Origin of the sequence: Halalkalicoccus paucihalophilus (assembly GCF_001593955.1) — an archaeon.
Taxonomy (GTDB): Archaea; Halobacteriota; Halobacteria; order Halobacteriales; family Halalkalicoccaceae; genus Halalkalicoccus; species Halalkalicoccus paucihalophilus.
This window is the reverse complement of the sequence record NZ_LTAZ01000017.1, coordinates 209,611-226,669: the sequence shown is the minus strand read 5'-3', so window position 1 is coordinate 226,669 and position 17,059 is coordinate 209,611. Positions and strand designations below refer to the sequence as shown.

The 17,059-nt window shown below is 53.1% G+C and carries 17 protein-coding genes and 1 pseudogene; 10 read left to right on the top strand and 8 right to left on the bottom strand.

The features are described from left to right. The first annotated feature begins 53 nt into the window (after nt 1-53). The 7 genes from HAPAU_RS20660 (at nt 54) to HAPAU_RS18990 (ending at nt 5,892) form a co-directional block, all read left to right on the top strand. The gene (locus HAPAU_RS20660; protein WP_084383914.1) at nt 54-1,055 is read left to right on the top strand and encodes an ABC transporter permease; all 1,002 of its coding nucleotides are present in this window, start codon (nt 54-56) and stop codon (nt 1,053-1,055) included. Between the two features lie 182 nt (nt 1,056-1,237). Beyond that, on the top strand, nt 1,238-3,007 hold the full coding sequence (locus HAPAU_RS20655; RefSeq protein WP_084383913.1) for an ABC transporter substrate-binding protein: 1,770 nt from the start codon (nt 1,238-1,240) through the stop codon (nt 3,005-3,007). 115 nt (nt 3,008-3,122) lie between these two features. Beyond that, complete coding sequence (locus tag HAPAU_RS19005) at nt 3,123-3,713, top strand: metal-dependent hydrolase (RefSeq protein ID WP_066385735.1); 591 nt, start codon at nt 3,123-3,125, stop codon at nt 3,711-3,713. Between the two features lie 114 nt (nt 3,714-3,827). Next, nucleotides 3,828-3,968 (top strand): hypothetical protein, encoded by a 141-nt coding sequence (locus tag HAPAU_RS21360; protein WP_157078569.1) that lies wholly within the window; start codon nt 3,828-3,830, stop codon nt 3,966-3,968. A gap of 287 nt (nt 3,969-4,255) precedes the next feature. Then, entirely contained in the window at nt 4,256-4,507 is a 252-nt protein-coding gene (locus HAPAU_RS19000; RefSeq protein WP_066385733.1) for an AbrB/MazE/SpoVT family DNA-binding domain-containing protein, read from the top strand. Next, nucleotides 4,508-4,942, top strand: a complete 435-nt coding sequence (locus HAPAU_RS18995; protein ID WP_066385731.1) for a PIN domain-containing protein — start codon at nt 4,508-4,510, stop codon at nt 4,940-4,942. It begins immediately after the preceding gene. A 452-nt stretch (nt 4,943-5,394) separates the two neighbouring features. Then, a complete protein-coding gene (locus HAPAU_RS18990; protein ID WP_066385729.1) occupies nt 5,395-5,892 on the top strand; it encodes a minichromosome maintenance protein MCM in 498 nt (165 codons plus the stop codon). 1,688 nt (nt 5,893-7,580) lie between these two features. Here HAPAU_RS18990 and HAPAU_RS18985 read toward each other — a convergent pair. Then, nucleotides 7,581-8,231, bottom strand: a complete 651-nt coding sequence (locus tag HAPAU_RS18985) for a helix-turn-helix domain-containing protein (protein ID WP_066385727.1) — start codon at nt 8,229-8,231, stop codon at nt 7,581-7,583. 3 nt (nt 8,232-8,234) lie between these two features. After that, nucleotides 8,235-8,453 carry a hypothetical protein gene (locus tag HAPAU_RS18980; RefSeq protein ID WP_066385725.1) on the bottom strand — a complete coding sequence of 73 codons (219 nt, stop codon included), beginning with the start codon at nt 8,451-8,453 and terminating at the stop codon, nt 8,235-8,237. Nucleotides 8,454-8,705: 252 nt separating this feature from the next. Here HAPAU_RS18980 and HAPAU_RS18975 point away from each other — a divergent pair, with 252 nt between their 5' ends. After that, on the top strand, nt 8,706-9,371 hold the full coding sequence (locus tag HAPAU_RS18975) for a helix-turn-helix domain-containing protein (RefSeq protein ID WP_066385722.1): 666 nt from the start codon (nt 8,706-8,708) through the stop codon (nt 9,369-9,371). A gap of 1,064 nt (nt 9,372-10,435) precedes the next feature. Here HAPAU_RS18975 and HAPAU_RS22665 read toward each other — a convergent pair. From HAPAU_RS22665 to HAPAU_RS18960, 4 genes are all read right to left on the bottom strand, one after another. Then, nucleotides 10,436-10,771 (bottom strand): hypothetical protein, encoded by a 336-nt coding sequence (locus HAPAU_RS22665; protein ID WP_245634266.1) that lies wholly within the window; start codon nt 10,769-10,771, stop codon nt 10,436-10,438. Nucleotides 10,772-10,842: 71 nt separating this feature from the next. Then, entirely contained in the window at nt 10,843-10,989 is a 147-nt protein-coding gene (locus HAPAU_RS22660; protein ID WP_245634265.1) for a hypothetical protein, read from the bottom strand. A 444-nt stretch (nt 10,990-11,433) separates the two neighbouring features. Continuing rightward, nucleotides 11,434-11,622 (bottom strand): hypothetical protein, encoded by a 189-nt coding sequence (locus tag HAPAU_RS18965; protein WP_066385720.1) that lies wholly within the window; start codon nt 11,620-11,622, stop codon nt 11,434-11,436. A 102-nt stretch (nt 11,623-11,724) separates the two neighbouring features. Further along, a complete protein-coding gene (locus HAPAU_RS18960; protein ID WP_066385718.1) occupies nt 11,725-13,083 on the bottom strand; it encodes a cytochrome P450 in 1,359 nt (452 codons plus the stop codon). 127 nt (nt 13,084-13,210) lie between these two features. Between HAPAU_RS18960 and HAPAU_RS18955 the strand changes: the two genes are divergently transcribed. Further along, the gene (locus HAPAU_RS18955) at nt 13,211-14,029 is read left to right on the top strand and encodes a helix-turn-helix transcriptional regulator (RefSeq protein ID WP_084383912.1); all 819 of its coding nucleotides are present in this window, start codon (nt 13,211-13,213) and stop codon (nt 14,027-14,029) included. A gap of 1,238 nt (nt 14,030-15,267) precedes the next feature. Continuing rightward, nucleotides 15,268-16,020 carry a hypothetical protein gene (locus tag HAPAU_RS21350; RefSeq protein ID WP_157078568.1) on the top strand — a complete coding sequence of 251 codons (753 nt, stop codon included), beginning with the start codon at nt 15,268-15,270 and terminating at the stop codon, nt 16,018-16,020. A gap of 265 nt (nt 16,021-16,285) precedes the next feature. On the opposite strand, the pseudogene HAPAU_RS23170 reads toward HAPAU_RS21350, so the two are convergent. Continuing rightward, nucleotides 16,286-16,567 (bottom strand): annotated as a pseudogene (locus HAPAU_RS23170) (nucleic acid-binding protein); the annotation flags it as partial. 57 nt (nt 16,568-16,624) lie between these two features. Next, nucleotides 16,625-17,023, bottom strand: a complete 399-nt coding sequence (gene tnpA / locus HAPAU_RS18940; RefSeq protein ID WP_066385884.1) for an IS200/IS605 family transposase — start codon at nt 17,021-17,023, stop codon at nt 16,625-16,627. Nucleotides 17,024-17,059: the final 36 nt, after the last annotated feature.

Genomic DNA, 17,059 nt, shown 5'->3' with positions numbered 1-17,059 from the left:
TTGGTGGATAATAGTCGATTATCAGTGATTACGGGAATTGAAGGAGAAGTATCATGAGTCGTCTCCGATATTTTGCTCACCGGACAGCTATTACAGTGGCACTCATTTTCTTAGTCGCTTCATCATTGTTTGTGTTTTTCCGATTAATGCCGGGTGATTATTCATCCCTGCTTGTTCAACAGGGGATGAATGCGGATCAAATTGCTCGATTAGAGGCGAAATGGGGCCTGAACGCACCACTTCATGAACAGTATGTTAGATACATAACGAACCTCTTGACTGCAGATGCTGGTCAATCATTTCGGCATAATGCGCCAGTTTGGGACCTCGTTCGCCCCCGTATTATCAATTCAGCTATTCTAGTGTTCCCAGCAATAACAGCGACATATATTATCGGTAGTCTAGTTGGTACGGTTATCGGACGATATCGGGGTGGCCTCTTTGAAAAATCAAGCATTATTACCGTCTCGGTATTCCACTCGATTCCGGACTTCTTCCTAGGTATCCTGCTGATCGCAGCGTTTTCCCAAACGATAAACATCTTTCCGACTTCAGGCATGCTCTCAACAGAAACTGCGGTTATGATCGGAGGTGAACCCTTCTGGCACCGATTTTTCCTGAAGGAATTTTGGATGCACTATGCACTACCCTTTGCCACAATCACACTCTATTTCATGCAGTATCCGGCACTTATCATGCGTAACAGTGTCGTGGAGGTAAGTAATCAAGAATTTCTTCACTATCACCGGCTGAAGGGACTCCCACGACCAGCACTACTGCGCAAACTCATGAGACATGCTTCGCTCCCAGTCGTGACGCTATATCCAATTTCACTAGCCAGTTCCATCAGTGGGCTTGTCCTAATAGAGATCGTCTTTAATTGGCCTGGGATTGGACGATTGTTAGTTGACTCTGTATTAGCGAGGGACTTCCCTGTTATCCAATTTGTTTTCCTCGTCGCAGCTGTATGGGTTATTCTAGGTAATTTCCTTGTGGATCTGCTTTATGGAGTTATCGATCCCCGCGTATCTGTTGGAAATGATAACAATGAATAATACACAATAATTCTACTAATTTCAAAAATAAATCAAGTTTATCACTATATCGGTGTTGGATCATCAGTTTATATTTACACATAAGATATCTGTACTTCGACGCATGATTAGACCAGATAGTAGCTGCCAGCAGGAAGATATTTACCGAAATCTTTTTCTCAATTGACTTGTGTGTTTGGTGTATGCCACCAAATGGCAAGCGAGATTCGGAGCAAAGTGTCAGTCGACGCCGAGTATTACAAACAATTGGGGCAGCCTCTGGTGCTGCTCTCGCTGGTTGTCTTGGCGGGGGTGGTACAGAAGATCTGGGCGAGCGTGTTCCTACACTAACGTTCCAGTATTGGTCCGACCAAGGCCCACCGACCGTACTCTTTGAAGAGACGATCTCAAATATCCGAACTGCTGCCGATGAGCTCGGTATTGAAATTGAAACAATGCCGATGACCACAGCTGAAGGATTGGATGCAGTCGCTAACGATAGTCGTGGCTTTCACATTGCAGTAAATAGCCATGGTCCTTCGCCAGGGCGACTTGATCCAAACGAACTGTTGACCAATTATAGTATTGATTTTGCAGGTGCAAATGGCAACTACAATCCAACAAACTATGCCAGCTGTGAATTTTCTGAATTTGCTGCGCAACAGGCCTCTACAGGTACCACTGAGGAGCGAGAACAAGTTGTCGGTGAAGCAATGAGTGTTTTTTCATCGGATATCGCGTTCATTCCAACTATTGAGCGTCCAACGACCGCTGCCATTAACACTTCCCAGATTCAATCCATTGAAACTGGTTCGGCCGGACTGACTGATACTCATTGGGCCGCACTCGTAGAAGCAGGTGTAAGTGCTCAAAGTGGTACAGACAGTCTTATCGCTAATCTACCGTCAGAGCATCTGACGAGCAGCTTTTATCCAACTGTGGCTGATGGTGACTCCATGGGTCTGTATACAAGCTTAACTCATTCGCCACTTCTCATGTATAATTCTAATTATGAGCTTGTACCTGTTCTGGCAGAAGATTGGGAAGTTTCAGAGGACGGAACATCTACTACATTTAACCTCCGTGAAGCAACCTTCCATAACGGTGATCCTGTTACACCAGAAGATATCAAATGGACTTACGAATTCCTAGCTGAACAGTACCACGCTGGCAACTATCAGTGGACGAATCTTCCAGAAAATCTTACTGTCGAAATTATCGATAACAGTACAGTGAGCTTCAACACTGAAGATCCGGCCCCAACACTGCTCACAGCGAGCCTTTCGATTTATGGAGTCCTCCCGCAGGCACCCTATGTCGATGCGGGTATTGAAGATAATCCAACCGATTTCGAGGATCCGATGATTGGCGCAGGTCCCTATCAAATCACGGCATATAACAATCAGGAAAATATGCGGCTTGAACCTCATGACGGACATCCAACCTACCAAACCGATACACCGATCCTGCTACAACTGTACGATAGTACGGATGGGGTAGTCCGTGCGTTCGAAAATGAAGAACTCAACGTAGCCGTCGCCCTTCACCCGGAGGCGGGTCAACAGTTGCAGGAACAGATGGGCGACAGTGTGCAGGTCATCACTGGCGTGGCGCATTTGCCGTTCGGAGTGATGCCTCAGATGTCATACGCACCGGGGATGTTTCCTGAATTCCGGCAGGCTCTCTCCCACATGATCGACCGACAGACGCTAAATGCAACATATGCATTTGGCGAATCAGAGGTGGTGACTCATGCTACGTTCAACTCCCAAGAACACCCGTGGTACAACGAGGAAGTTCTGACCGAAATCGCAGGCGAGAGATCGGACACGGATCAAGCACGACAAATTCTTGAAGATGCTGGGTGGGGTTGGGATAACAGTGGCAGTCTCTACTACCCTCAAGATGCTAGTATGGAGGCCTGGCCGGAGGGAGAGGAGCCCAGCTCTGACGACTTTTCCTGTCTGGGGTGAAACACCTCACAAGGCTGTCGTCGATGAAGGGTGTCAACAAGGCCATTCCTCTCTCCTGAGGAGGGAGCCCTACAAACCAGAATACGTATACTCCCGACCCCTTTGTTCTTGAGGCATGGTAGACGTGAGTGGGCATTTCGCGATGGCACTGTTGTTCGCCGCTCCTGCGTGGGTCCTCTGGGGTCATCGTGGTGCCCTCGGATTTACCGGGTTCACGTTGGTGACGGCGATGTTGCCAGACTCTGACTTGGTCCTTCAACACTATCTCCCAGTCTCTCATCACGGCGTGACCCATACCGTGCTGTTCGTTGCACTCGTCAGCGTTCTCAGTGGGGCTGTTGCCGCACGCTGGCTTACTGCCCACTTCAATACTCATCGATGGATTAGAAGCACGACAATCCCCACAGAGACGGTGTTCCTCTTCGCCACGGCTGGGTTACTCACTGGGGGCGTCAGTCACATCTTCGCGGACTTGCTCTCTGCGCCCGACATCGCGGCACCGCTCGCCCCGTTTTGGCCAGTCTACCCCGAACACATAATCATCGACGTCATCTACTACAACTCTCCTATCTGGAACTTCGGCTTGCTCGCCGTTGCAGTCGCCCTCCATCTTGCGCTTGCACGCTACGAAGGTTACCCTCTGGAGACACGCTATCGGATCGGCGAGCGTGAAGAGAGTGAAGCATCCGCTGCTGTATATGATTGATTCCAAGTTACCTCGATGCTCTTCTCGTCTCCAAGAGATGTTCGCTCTTTGACTAGATAGCCACTGGGTTCGTCGCGGTCCGACAATTCAACCGCGACCGTCGGCTCCGAGACGGTGAACGTGCTGCTGGAGCGCCTGCCGGGCAATCAGCAGTCGCTCGCCAGAGCCATCCAGAACCTGCCGCAACTTGTGGACCGGCCCAGCCGGATGGGACAACTCTCACAAGCCGAACAGGGGATCAACGTGGTGCTCTGAGGCTCGGCGCAATCTCGACCAGATTGCTGCATATGACGCTCGCACTGACGTTCGCCTTCTTCCTCTATCGCGACGGACACCGCCTCCAGTGGTCGTGAGTTTTTCAACGATCAAATTTGCTCGTCGCTGAGGAGGCGCTTCAGCAAATCTACGAGACCCCCTCCAACAAGCCCGGGAAGATGGTCAAGTGCGAGAACGTATCATGACTAGACAACCAATGAATCTATGCACCGGGTCTAGTGTGATGACACACTAGGCTTTTCACGGCTGATCTCATACTGAGAGATATGAGCAGCGATCGAGTCGACGCCGAAAGCAAGGTCTCGGGGAATCAAGCGAATATTCCCGCTCGTGTTCGGCGTGAACTTGGAATCGATGACGGCGACCAACTTCGGTGGCACCTCGAAGCAGATGGGACTGCCCGAATCCGAGTGGTACAACAGCAAACGGGAACATTTGCGGAATTCGACGGCTACGATGGTGAGGAGACGACTGATGTGAGGAAGGATCACGACGTCTGGGGCGTCGACGTTGAGTAAATGCCGCGTGCACTGATCGATACAACGGTCCTCTTCGCAGCGGTGTATCGGCGGGATAGTTCACATGAGGCTGCACTCCCCATCCTCAAAGGTACCGATAGAGGGTCTCTCCCCGAAGCGGTCGTTCTCGACTACGTCCTCGCGGAAACTCTCAACGGGCTCACGACCCATGCAGGTCACAACGCTGCTGTCGACCTTCTGGACCGAATAGAGGAGAACAGTTGCTTCCATATCGACTCACTCAACGCTGACGCTTTCGCGACGGGAAAAGCCCTGTTCCGACAGCACGAGCCTCTCTCGTTCGTTGATTCCTGTATTATCGCGTATATGCAAACCGAGGGGCTTGGCTATCTGTATGCGTTCGATGATGATTTCGATGCTATAGAGGATGTATATCGGCTCGACACAGCGACAAATCCCTATGACCCGAACTGACATCGACCGGTAAGACCTGAATGAGCGTAGAAGCATGAGCAGGGAACGACGAAGCGGAGAGGTACGATTGCCAGTGTAGCAACAACCGTAGGCATAACCGTAAGCGGGGCAACGACGTGGCTGCTCACCCGAGAAAACGATGAGAATGAGAGCAGTTCTCCACCTAATCCTGAGCCTATTCAAACCAACACTGGGAACGCTACCGCTAAAGCGGGAGAGGCACCACAGGCGTCGAACGAGGACGTGGAAAACCACGCAAGTCACCTCCTAATTGATACGCCGAAATCGGCCATTGAGATTCGTATGAGCCGCTGGTTGAGCAAATCTCACCATACGGTGAGCTCCCTTCAAAGGTCGACCTCGTCGCGGCGAGCTCCTCGCCCCAGCCAGTCTCGTACGACACTGAGGCGTTCACTGTCGATGAGGCTGCAGAGTATCTCGGCACCGTGCGGATGATCACGCCGACAGTCTCCGATACACTGGCTGAGGAGATCGCCGCCTCCACTCACCACATAAACGAGTCCATCAAGGAGGTGGGCGTCCCGCTGCAAATCCATCCTAACGCGGTGCGGCGATTAACCGAGGCGAACGCCCGTCTCACCTCCTCCGAAACAGTCGTGGAGAGCCACCTCACCAACGTAGTAGAACTAATCGAGGACTGTCTCGGGCAACTCGGCGTCGCCACTGAGGAGGAGGTGGGTGAATATGACGTTGAGGTAATCGAGACCGGACGAGCGAAGACGGCTCGCGAACACGTGAAGGCGATCAAGACGATCGTCCACGAACTGCAGGAAATGTATGACGGCGAGTGCGGTGCTCCCAAGGAAAAAGTTTACCAGCGTGCCGGGCAGGAGGGCATGCCCCCGAAGCGCACCAAACACGAGATCCAGAAGCTCCACGACAAAGGCGAGATCTACTCGCCCGACCAAGACCGCCTCCACCTTGTGTGAGAATCTTCCCGTTCAGGTATCACTCCGAGCGCTCGACGTCCCCACGACGGAGCGACTCCCGACCGCAGTCCTCGCACCGGTAGTATGTCTCGCCACCCTGCTCCGGCGGCTCGAGGTTCGAGCCGGTGATTCGAGCCTTCTGATCGCTCTGCGTGGCAGTCTCGTCGCAACACCGCCGTCGGTCACGACCACGGCATCGTCGGCTAGTCAGTGCTCGATCGCGGCGCTCATCCTGTCTGCGATCTCTCTGAGCGGCTCAACTGAACACCGCGCTGTCTCCCGTACAGACTGAGAAACTCGTATCTTATCACCTCGTAGAACACGGCAATACGCTCTGTGGTCAGGATTTCGTGGATCGTTCCAAAACTGGAAGAGGTGGTCGGATCACCTGCAGCACTTCATGGACCAGGCCATTTCCCGTGCGACAGAGAGGAAAGAAGCGTGTCGCGATCGTAGTAGCGAAAATCATATCTCTGGCACCCGTCTGCGGATGCGGCTGGGGCTGGAGGTTCTGTTTCCCATTTGGTTGCCTGCCACGTGGTCAGACTGAATCCCGCCCTCGACTCCTGGTCGAGATGAACGATATCAACCCCGTTGTAGTCGGTTTGAATGGCTTGTTGCAACGTCGTTAGTACCTGTTGTTGATACAACTTCGACACAGAACGGGCTGTCTCGTCGTCAGACTCACTCCCTGGAGGCAGGCCGCGAGCTCGCTTATCCTGTGGAGGTGCAGTGGAAGCTACCCTCGGTCTTGGCTCGGGTGCCGGGTTCGAAATAGCCGGAGAATGTAATTCTTTGATGTAACTCTCTATTGGTCGGCTATGCTGATAGTGATCGGGCTTGGTATACTAAAGGGTGTTATATGATACCACGTGTCTATTCGATACGTACCGGTTGTCAGAGGCACGGATAACCCTCTCACGATCAAGAAATTATTAGCAGAGGAAGGATGAGCTCATCCACGAGCCGACTCAGGGTGATGTCAGAGGCAATCTGAGTCGCAATCCCCCTCTCCCAATTGGAACCCGTCACGCCATGAGCGCACAGTGTGACGGACCATTTACCCTATCGGCCCTATCCCATACCAATCCTCCACCTGGTCAACCAAGCTTACTATTCAAACAGATAATAAATATTTCGGAATTTAAACCTCCCATTGCACCTGCGGCGCTTCTGGACATGAGTTTCTGAGGCTTCACTTCAAAACATGCTGTATTTGATCTCGCACTCGCCCGCGACGACGTCCACTCGGTAGTCGTATCCCGCTCTCGGCGTGTCACATGGCGGTCGACCTTCGGCGCGATCCGGCAGGGTTTATCGCCCTTCTGCCTGAGACACACGTTTCGACTGTATGAGGAAGAATTTCGAGTCTCGAATCTCAGTGGCATACCAAGTCAGTAGACTATGCGGCGTCAGCACGTAGTTGTTTTATCATCACGCCCACTGAGATTCAGAGTGAAGAGGAGTTAGCACAGGAGTTGTGTCGGCTCTTCCGATCCGCCGAGAGGAATAACGTGCCAATCAGATCCACCTGGGTCTGCCGGTACGACGATCGACCTGATCTAGAGGTAATGGTCTACGAGATTGCTCCATCATCGCCAGAAGTGAGCCATTCGTAAGTACACCTGCAACAGTGAGTTCTCGTGGCTCGGTACCCGACCCCACTGATAGTGCCCCTGCTCGCTCAGTCAGGTGTCGTCTGGTGAGACCAGAATGTGGGACAGGATATTCGTGGTCCCGCGGCGGATCCGTTCGGTCACCGCCTGATCCGATACCCCGAGTTGCGCCCCTAACTCCTTGGAGGTTATCTCCCGCGGAACCGTAAAGTAACCCTGCTTCAGCGCTGAAAGGAGTGTGTCATATTGGATATCAGTTAATCCATAGCGTTCGGGTGACTCAGCACTGCTCGGCCGATAGATACGATTGACTGACAGCGGGAGGCCTGCCTCTTTACAATGAGAGTGAAACTCCGAGAGCGCCTCATGGCTCGGAAATCGGAGCTCGAACGTCCACGTACTGCCCATCCCTACTGCATCAAGGAGATCCGCTCGCTTCGACTGGATCTCATTGAAGATACTATCGGGCTCTTCAGTCCACTCGATGCGATACAATGCTCGATCCTCAAAGACATCAAGTTGGGTGATCGACTCGATCAACCGATGCTCACGAAGGTGCTGTTCGACTGGTTCGGGCTCGTCCGTATGGATCCAGATCAGGGGCACCGTTCGCTCCCCGGCTGGAACCACCCGTTCGAGTTGGATCGGAACGTCGGGCAGCTCCGCGAGCAATTCACTGAGGACGAAATTGCCCTCGATCTGGATTTCAGCGATGACGCTCATGCGTCATCCACCACCGTCAGCACCGTCCCGTCCATGGGAGCCTTTTTTCGCGAGTTCGAGAATCATGATCTCCCAGTCCGGATCATCGGTTGTGGTCCGACACTCCCACCCTCCCTCGATGTCGACCCCGTTTGCGTAGGCTGCCTGAACAAGCTTCTGCAGTGCGGTAGTGAACGCTTCCTCTGTGGTGACCGTTTCAGCTCCTGTTTCAAAATCGTCCATGATGCGGTATGATCTGAGTGGCCAGGCTGATCGACCCCTGTCTGTGGAGTAAGCGTGTCTCCTCTCGATACCAGTGTGACCTTCTCATCCGGTCCGTGTACTCCCTCCGAGCCCGGCCCCTATATGACTATGGTCTAATAACCTACATTAACCTGGTATACCATGTCCCATATAAAGTGCTAGTATGATAGGGTGGTATACCAAGTCGCCTACTTTTAGGCGTTCTCCACATACGGTTCTCAAGGACGTTACATGAGTGTCATTGCCGAACTCTCAGTGCCTGGGGAAGACTTCGGGTTAGGGCAAGCTCTCGAGGTCGTCTCCGGAATCGCCATCGAGCTCGAGAGTATGGTTCCGATGGGCGAGACCGCGATCCCGTTTTTCTGGGTGCATAACTCTCATCGCGATACGTTCACGGCCAATCTCACCGATCAAGATGTTGTCAACGAAATCTCGGAAATCGACACCCTCGAGAACAAGACGTTGTACGCGCTGGAATGGAACGGTGAGACGGACCAGCTCTTTCAAGCGATCCAACAACAGGGAGCGCAAGTCCTGAGTGCGACGGGTACCCCACGCGAGTGGGAGTTCGAACTCCGATTCCCGTCTCACGAGTCGCTGTCGGATTTCCAGCGCTACTGTAACCAAGCGCAGATCGCATTGGATGTCGCGCGCATCTACAATCCAACGCGCCCGGACAGTGGTCCGTGGTTCGGGTTGACGCCAGTCCAACGGGAGACGCTCTTACTGGCGATTGAGCGGGGCTACTACGAGATCCCACGCCAGTGTACGACGCTCGAGTTAGCGGAGGAACTCGGGGTATCGGATCAAGCGATCACCGAACGGCTTCGGCGGGCGATCGTAACCCTCGCCTCGAATACGGTCCAGTTTTCCAGTGCGCAAACACCGGAGATGTAGCGTCGTTGCTGTGAGTGTTCGTTATCGGGTGCAAAGGAATAATGAGAGCGGCGTGTGGAGCGACGGTGTCGCTCCAATGGCTGTCAGAGGCCCGGACATCAGGTCCCAGGACCGTCTCTCACCGTGATCCGCGTCTGAAGATGATGTCCATATCGTGTTACTCCGCCTATACCTATGAACCAATAGCCTGGTCCACCAAGCTATAATGTATGATACCAAGTCTCTCTTCTGAAGAGACGTGGTGTCCACGATGTCCGATAGTGAATGCGACTCGATTCGGTGATGTTTTGCTACTTGGTATAACTGGTTGAGGTAGTCTACGAAGGGTCTATGTGTTAGTGACTCTATACTAGTCTGCCGGTAGGGACCGGTTGTCAGAGGCACAACTATCCTCCCCTCCCCCTCAAGTACGAAATTGGCAGCAAGGGGAGGATGAGCTCATCCACGAGGCGACTCAGGGTGATGTCAGAGGCAGTCTGAGTCGGAACGTCGCCCTCCTCCCTAGGACCCATCACGCCATGAGTGCACAGTGTAATGGTCCATCAGTCACTTCGATCCGATACCATGTCAATCACCCACTTGGTCACCAGGGTATAATGTCAAACAGACAATAATTATTGCGGAATTTACCCCTCCCGTCGCACCTGCAACGCGTCTGGACACGAGCGTCTGAGGCGCTACTTCAAGACGTGCTGTATTTGGTAGTTGCTGTCGCAGGAATCCGAGCTCTGTCTGTCAGAGGCAATTGAATGGCCGGTCGCGAGGAAGTGCTCAATAGCTGGATGCCCCTGCTGTGTCGCCCTATTCTGTGGGTTGGCTGACCACTCACACACTACGCAGTAGTTACGCATCTTACTATTCCAGCCGTATCCAACGAGCCATAAAAGAGATTGACTGTGCTCCAGCACGCACATTACTTACCTCCGAAATCGGTGTATCCCGCAACCACCCCGCTATGCCGTTCCCTTCTATACTAACTCGCACGTCGTTTCTGACAGGTGTCGGCGAGTAAGAGAACCACTGGCTGGATTCGTTCGCTAGTTCCGATGAGCCGTCTTGGGAACTCAGCGGAGCGTGCACTCCTTGGCGTGGAACTCCGAGCGCTCGACATCCCCACGTCGCAGCGATTCTCGCCCACAGTCTTCGCACCGCCAGTACTCCGCACCACCCTGCTCGGCCGGTTCCGTCCACGGCCCGGTAATGGTTGGCCCATCGACGTCAGTGTCCTGCGAGGCGGTCTCGGTCGCAACACCGCCGTCGGTCAGGACTACGGCATCGTCGGCCGGACGGTGCTCGACTGTCGAATCACCCAGCCCGCGGTACTGCTCGCGAGCGGCGATCATCATCTCGACGTCCGTCTCCTCGTCGAGATCGGGCACGTCGCGCTGGCCGAGTGCCATCTCGACGCGACGCTGGTGCTTGCACGCGCCGTCCTGATAGGTGGCATTGGGACACTCGCACGTCTCGGTGATCAGGCCTGGTAGACGGTCCCGCTCTCGCTGTAGACATCGAATTCGCTGGGCTCGCCGGCGTGGCGGTCGATGCTCATGCTTTCGACGGCCGTCCGGCGCGTTCGTTTGTCGATACCTTCTTTTGTGTCGGCGTTTTTCGTGCTCATGGGTTTTGATCCCTAGAAACCCGGCCTCGGTATCTCTACCACCGGGGCGACTTTACGCCCACTAGCATCGGATATCTCTATTTGTATAGTATATCTACAATTTATTAAATCTATTATATTGATATAACGTTAATAATGGAGAGGATATTATATTCCCGTATATACAAGATAGAGTATGGTAGGATAGACTACCATAAGCAAACAACGAGCGTTGCTAACAGACCGTGAGCGAGGGATCATCAGCGGCGAGGCCGAAGCGCAGGACTCCTATCGATATCAGACAGTAAGTCGTATTCGCCGTTAACGACGGGACGCTCTCTGGCTGTCCCAACTGTCTGAGTGCGACGGCGATCAAGAATGGCAAAGCAACTGACCACTGAACCGCTCAGTCGCTATTGAGCTAAACGGAGTGAATAGGACTCCGTTATTGACCAAGAAGGGAATTCAGGCCTGTGCTCGTTCGACAGTCCGCTCAAGATGCACTTCGCAGACGTACTCCGAGAGTACGTCATCAGTCAGCATGTAGTAGTCGGCATCGTGCTCACAGTCATCGGTCGCACATGGTCGGGGTGTATTCCGCTCGCCGAATCCAAGGACGAGATCGACACCCGGCCGATCGAGACGATTCGTCATAGCTACCTCTCTCTTGATAGGCCATATAGTTCTTCTATATTTCTGAAAAAAACCGTCTGTTCTATCTTCGGCGAAGAAATTACTGTAGTATCTTTTGTATGATTACCGCTCAGTAACCTCAACAAGCAGCTCTTCCCGAGGTTGAGCAGTAATCGCGATTGCCCGTTCGAACTCTTCCGTTACTGGTCGAAGTTCCCACTCACGAAGGATCGCCGCCAGCGCTGTTTTGAGCTCGGCTTTTGCGAACGTTTCTCCAATGCACACGTTCGGTCCACCACCGAACGGACAGTACGCGAAGTTCGGATTTTCTGCTTTGATATCCGACGTTCCTCGCCATCGCTCCGGATCAAACGTGTCTGGATCCTCATACCACCGCTCATCGCGCTGCACGGCAAATACAGGGAGAACCACTGTTGCATTTGTGGAGATATTATACCCCTCAATTTCTGTTGGTTCTCGAGGCTCCCGAAATAGACCATACACTGGAGGATAGAGACGGAGCGATTCGTTGATTACAGCGTCCGTATATTCAAGATCGGCGAGTGCTTCGATATCTGGCTGCTCGTCCCCAAGAACCTCTTGGCACTCCCGATAGACCTGATCAGCGACTGCTGGATGCTGCGCTAAAAGATACAATGTATAGGTAAGTGCAAGTGCAGCGGTATCCCGGCCACCGAGTACAAGCCCCTTGAGGTTATCCCGAATCGTCGCAATATCCATCACTTCACCGCCCTCCCGTTGACGGATTTGGACGAACTTCGTTAGTAAATCGTCCCCAACGGTAGAGGCTGAAGACTCCTGTAACGCCTCCTCTCGTTCTCTGATAAGTTGCTCAAGTTCGCGATCGAATGCCTCAATCGCACTGTCGAACTGCCGATTGGTTGGAGTTGGCAGCCAATCTGGGAGATAGAAATTGATCGAGGATCCATCCGTCTTATCAGCAATCGCCTCACCAGCCTCGCGAATGGGCCCATCGCGATTTCGGATATCCTCTCCAAAGAGCGTCTGTCCGAGAATTGCAAGTGAGAGCTGGGTCATTTCCTTATCGATGGCAACTGTCTGCTTTGCAGTCCAGCTCTGGATATGGTCCTCTGTATAGGACGCCATCGTATCAACGTACGTCGCGACTTGCTCACGTTGGAATGCTGGCTGCATCATCTCGCGACGTTCGTGCCACTGATCTCCAGAGGAGAGAAGAAGACTATTCGAACCGGTAATTGGCTCGAAAATTTCTTCTTGGATCGTCCCCTTGCCATAGCGTTCAAAATCCTCGACTAGTACTTGATCGAAGTACGATGGATGAAAGAGAAGATAGTGGGGGCCTTTACTCGTCTCAATTTTCACGAAGTCGCCGTATTTGTCGTTCCAATCTGGAAAAATATCGAACGGATCTCGATATACCTCGAGGAGATTTCGGATACCAAGAGGAGCGCTAAGACCCGGTGGCTGATCGGACCCCATCACAGGATACGAGGGAGACGATGCGGTTATATGTCCCGCTTGCAGTCAATCACCGGACTGCACTGTAGTACCATTCTCTATATTGACAAAATTACGACGGAGAGCGTAATTCTTTGGTGGGATCCTCATGAAGAGAGACGCGATGAAGCCGAACCCATACGAAAATATCTCAAAATTGGTCTCCTCAAGAAGCCGTATCGAACTGTTGCGCACTCTTTCTACTGGACCTGCCCGTAAACATGAGTTACAAGAACGGTGTGACCTCGCGCGCTCGACCGTTCATCGCTCATTAGAGGCAATGGAGGAAGCTGGATGGGTAGAAGAGCAAAGCACGCGTGAATTTGAACTCACGCTAACGGGAGAGTTACTCATCAGTCACTACGACACGTTTGAGGAGAATATTGAACAAGTTACAGAGAAAAAGGAGCTATTCGACCAACTCCAGGATGATGATGTCTCAATCCCTGTTGAAGTGCTTGAATCCTCAACACTAGCAACGGCAACAGAGTACGATCCGCATGCAGTTTTGAACGATTTCATTGAAGCCAGTATGCTTGAAGTAGATACTCTCCGGGGAATGCTGCCGATCGTAAGTCCCGTGATGAATACGCATGCAGCACGAATGTTAGAAGAAGGAACGGAAGTCGAGCTGATTATTGATCCAACGGTCCTGAAGAATATCGCGACGAAATATAACGACGATTACATGCGTGGGATCGAGGCGGATAACTTCCGATTACTGATTCATCCAGAATCTATCGACGTAGGGATCGCTATGTTTGGGGATCTGCATGCAATGTTTGGCGCTCACGGTTCGGAGGGACATCTGAGTGCAGCACTAACTGGGGATACCATTGAATTTTTCGACTGGGTAGAAACGATGTACAACCAGTATCGTGATAATGCAGTTCCTGTCTCAGACTTCATGAACGAGCCGTCCGCGTAGTAGTGCTGTTTTCGTGGTTATTGTAACTCGGTTAACAGAATGTTGCACCCCCTCCTACACTGTGTCACGGAATGCAACTATATCCCTGGGACTACTCGGTCTGGATGTACATGACTGAGGGCAAATCGACGTACGACTCGGGGAAGTTCTGAGCTCGTCGATGGCCTATTCCACTCCGCAGATAGAGGACCGCTCACAACCCAAGTGCCACATTGAATGTGAGCAGTCCCTTGTCACAGCGGAGAGCGTCGATGGCTGCCTGGTCCTGTACAGACCACCCAAGGCAACCCAGTATGACGCCATCAAAACCACGGTACCCTGAGGATAAATGCTTTCTCACGGTACCAGCTGACCATATAGCACCGCCTGCAAACCACCAGATCGGCGAGGTGATCACCTAATGCGAGTCGAGATCGACACTAGCCTCGCCCAACTATTCACCGGCACTCGCCTCCCGTCAGAGTCAACATGCATCCACTGTAATCACTCATTTGACGCCGACGATCGCTGTAGTCTGCTTGCAATCTGTCCAGAGGGCGCATCAGCTTACACACTCTCGGGGCTCTCCTGTCCTAGTTGTGCCCATCAGACCATCTCCTCACCGACACTCGGATACAGTGAGTACCTCCTTGCGACCCGCCTCACGACAACAGCACACTCAAACGACGGGGCCCTCATCCTTTCGGACGTCCACACGATCCAAACAAGCCCGCCAAGCGAGGGATCAGCCATCACTGACGGGCCAGTAGCACTCGTTCCGACCGCCGACCTACCAGAACTCACAAACACCACCTACCATATCGAGCGCGACGACGAGCAGCGGACACCACTGTGCAACTGTTCGTCCGATACAGACTACACACGCGTTGCGTTCGCCGATCTCGAAACACCGAGCGCACGCTGCTGTCGGACCTGCCTCACCGTCTATCAGAACGACCACTGCTCGCTAAGAGGGGGCCCCCACCACGCTCAGGCTGAGACTGCTGATTCACCTCCCGACCCAGCAATCGGCGAGCTCCAGCGCGCCAGGCGCCACGCAACGGGCACGAGCGCTCACAGCCAGCAGGAGTAGTCCACACAAGCAATGAGTGGACATTCCCACAGCGACAGCGCTCGCTACAGACTGAGAGACTCGTCTCTCTCCAGCGTATCCACTCCAATCAGCCACGCGTCCGTATCGTCCGCTATTAGCCACGAGACGGACGCGATCGTCTCACTCGCGACACACCATATTTCCGATGACTGAACCCACATCCACGACTGCTGAGAGTACCGCTACTGACCAGCCGACGACTGAGGAACTAACCCTCGAGGCCGTCTGTGAACAGCTGGAAACGCTCACCGACCGCGTCGCAGAACTCGAGGCCGAAGTCGAACGCAAAGACGAGCGCATCGAGCAGCTCGAAGCCCAACATGAACACACTCCCGTTGAGATCAAATCAGACGGCGACACTGCGGGCCTCACGGATATCTGGGTCGCTGGGATTCCGCTGGGATCGATCCTCCAAAACACGACAGAGAACGCAGATCAAGCCCACAATCGACTCGACAACGTAGAAGCGGTCACTTCCAACAACAGTACTTCAGGGGCGGAAACGGACACGGCGGAGTCGTACGAGACCAACACTCCGCTTGAGCGGATCTGTGCCCTCCCGGAGCACGTCGCCGATCGCGAGCTCACGACCAACCAGAAACGCGCTCGCTTCATTGCTCGGGACGTTCGCGATTACGCCGAGAAGGCACCTGCTGGGCTCGTGCTCGATAGCCAGACGATCGCCAAGGTGATTACTGCCGCAGAAGGTTCGAAGCCCCACACGCAGACTGTGGCCCGTGTCATGGACTTCCTCGCGAAGATGGGCAAGGGCGAGGTCGAGCAAACAAAGCGACGTGGCAAGAAACTCGTCGTGGTTGAGGAGGAAGCAGCTGACCGCTATCACGATCGTTGTGATCGGGATATCGAGCAACCCCCTACAGAGAGCGTGATGTCCTAACAACGGACCAAAAGGAAGGCGCACAGTTCGAACCAACCACCCCGGGCAAGCCCTCCGCTCCTAGTTACAACTCCGAGCAGCCTCCTCCCGTTATAGTAGTAGTGGAGGAAGTAGAAACGATTTTGCTGGTTCTACCTTCGGAAGTATATCACACCACGGTGTGATTAGTCAGACAACGCCGACCACTTCTTTCCAAAAAAGTGCAGAAGTGACGAGCCTCCCTTTCTGTTCTTTCGTCCACTATCTACGAAGAGTGGATCCGTTCCTATTCGTCATTACTGTCGCCTCTGAGTAGCGCAATCCCTTGTTCAACGATAGCATCGGTGAGAAAGAGGCTCGTCTCATGCTGAAGTGCTCGCATTAACTCCGCTGCCTCATTTTGGCTGAGACGATTCTCCGCGTACCCACGAGCGATAATCCCAATTGATCCGTGGACCTCAATACCAACTGACGTCGCTGTGTCGCGAGCCGCAAGATCGTCAGTCAATAGAATCGCATCGTGTGCAGTCGCAACTGCAAGAGCGGCGGTTTCGCCCGGATCTAACTGGTTTCAAGGGCGAGTTCCCCGCGTCACCGGACGCGGGGGTGAAGTCCGACACTCTGCTTAATGTTCTGTCTGTTCGATGTACCGCTGAACAACTTCCTCTGATACCGCGCCAGTTGTCCCGACGTAGTAGCCTACTTTCCAAAATCCACCGCCCCAGAAATACGACTCGCGGATTTCTGGACGCCGTTCAAGAATGTGCTTCCCAGAGTACGACTTGAATTGCCGAGCAACATCAGACGGACTGTGTTTTGGGTCAGTCTGGATAAACAAGTGTACGTGGACATCCGCGATTTCCAACGCAAGTATCTCGTGTCCGAAGTGGTCGGCTGTCTCCGTGAACAACTCTGTCACCTCGTCTTTGACAAGTCCCAGTACGAGGTGTCGGTACTTCGGACACCACACAAAGTGATACTTACACAAACTAATCGAATGTGCATGGCTCCTGTACTCCTCCATCCTAATCCCTACTTTTATTAATACTAAATCCAATAG